At 73.0% G+C, this 2048-nt stretch carries 1 protein-coding gene and 1 pseudogene; both read left to right on the top strand.

Translation table 11 applies throughout. The features are described from left to right. Positions 1-139 precede the first annotated feature (139 nt). On the top strand, positions 140-1849 hold the full coding sequence (locus GUY59_RS46835) for an urease subunit alpha (RefSeq protein WP_161715135.1): 1710 nt from the start codon (positions 140-142) through the stop codon (positions 1847-1849). Further along, positions 1849-2048: pseudogene (locus GUY59_RS46830) on the top strand (urease accessory protein UreF); the annotation flags it as partial. The gene GUY59_RS46835 and the pseudogene GUY59_RS46830, both read left to right, overlap by 1 nt.

Genomic DNA, 2048 nt, shown 5'->3' with positions numbered 1-2048 from the left:
GCACACCGACACGCTGAACGAGGCCGGGTTCGTCGAGTCGACGCTGGAGGCCATCGGCGACCGGACGATCCACGCGTACCACACGGAAGGGGCGGGCGGGTGGTGCCGGGCCTGCGGCCGGAGTGGGCGGGGCCGCTCGATGGCTGACGTCTCGCGTGCGCGTTACGCGGCACTGTACGGGCCGACCACCGGCGACCGGGTCCGGCTGGCCGACACCGACCTGTTCATCGAGGTCACCGAGGACCGCGCGATGGGCCCGTCGGGAGCCGGCGACGAGGCCGTCTTCGGCGGCGGCAAGGTCATCCGCGAGTCGATGGGCCAGGCGCGGGCCACCCGCGCGGAGGGCGCGGCCGACCTCGTCATCACCGGTGCGCTCATCCTCGACCACTGGGGCGTGGTGAAGGCCGACGTCGGCGTCCGCGACGGCCGGGTTCTCGCCATCGGCAAGGCCGGCAACCCCGACACGATGGACGGCGTCGACCTGGTCATCGGGCCGTCCACGGAGGTGCTGGCGGGCAACGGCAAGATCCTCACCGCCGGGGCCGTCGACTCCCACGTGCACCTCATCTGCCCGCAACTGCTCGACGAGGCCATCGGGTCCGGCGTCACCACGATCGTCGGGGGCGGCACGGGACCCGTCGAGGGCACCAAGGCGACGACCGTCACCGGCACCTGGTACCTCGGCCGGATGCTGGAGTCGCTCGACGCGTACCCGCTGAACTTCGCACTGCTCGGCAAGGGCAACACGGTCAGCGCGGAGGGGCTGCGCGAGCAGCTCGCCGCCGGGGCCTCCGGCTTCAAGCTGCACGAGGACTGGGGCTCGACGCCCGCGGCCATCGACGCCTGCCTGCGCGTGGCCGAGGCGGCGGGCGTGCAGGTGACGCTGCACACCGACACGCTGAACGAGGCCGGGTTCGTCGAGTCGACGCTGGAGGCCATCGGCGACCGGACGATCCACGCGTACCACACGGAAGGGGCGGGCGGCGGGCACGCGCCCGACATCATCCGCGTGGCCGGCCGGCCCAACATCCTGCCGTCCTCCACCAACCCCACCCGGCCGCACACCGCCAACACGCTCGACGAGCATCTCGACATGCTGATGGTCTGCCACCATCTCAACCCGGCCATTCCCGAGGACCTGGCCTTCGCCGAGTCGCGCATCAGGCCCTCGACGATGGCGGCCGAGGACGTGCTGCACGACCTCGGGGCTATCTCGATGATCGGCTCCGACTCGCAGGCGATGGGGCGGATCGGGGAGACGATCATCCGTACGTGGCAGACGGCGCACGTGATGAAGGGGCGGCGGGGTTCGCTCGGCGGAGGGCCCGCGGACAATCTGCGCGCTCAGCGCTACATCGCGAAATATACGATATGTCCGGCTATCGCCCATGGGCTGGACGCGGAGCTCGGCTCCGTCGAGCCCGGCAAGCTCGCCGACCTCGTGGTGTGGAGCCCCGCGTTCTTCGGGGTCAAGCCCGACCTCGTGCTGAAGGGCGGCGTGGTCGCGTGGGCCCAGATGGGCGACGCCAACGCCTCCATCCCGACGCCCCAGCCGGTGCTGCCCCGCCCCATGTTCGGCGCGTCCCCGGTCACGGCCGCCGCCACCTCGCTGCACTTCGTCGCGCCCCCGGCCCTGGACGCGGGCCTCGCCGACCGCCTCGCCGTACGCCGCCGCCTGGCCCCCGTCCAGGACGTACGGTCGCGCGGCAAGTCCGCGATGCCGCTCAACGACGCCCTGCCCAGGATCGAGGTGGCGCCCGACACGTTCGAGGTCCGCGTCGACGGGGAGCTCATCGAGCCCGCCCCGGCCACCCGCCTGCCGATGGCCCAGCGCTACTTCCTGTTCTGATGCACCCCGCCCTGCTCCTCCTCACCGACTCCCGTCTCCCCGCCGGCGGCCACGCCCACTCGGGCGGCGCCGAGCAGGCCATCGCCTCGGGGGCGGTGCACGACGTGCCCTCACTGGCGCGCTTCCTGCGCGGCCGCCTCCACACGGCGGGCGCGCTCGCAGCCGCCCTCGCCGCCACCGCCTGCGCCCAGGCCGTCCG

It is taken from the genome of Nonomuraea sp. K271 (assembly GCF_009908215.1).
In the GTDB taxonomy this organism is placed as follows: Bacteria; Actinomycetota; Actinomycetes; order Streptosporangiales; family Streptosporangiaceae; genus Nonomuraea; species Nonomuraea longispora.
Note: the sequence above shows the minus strand (reverse complement) of the source record. Positions and strands in the feature narration are given on the sequence as shown.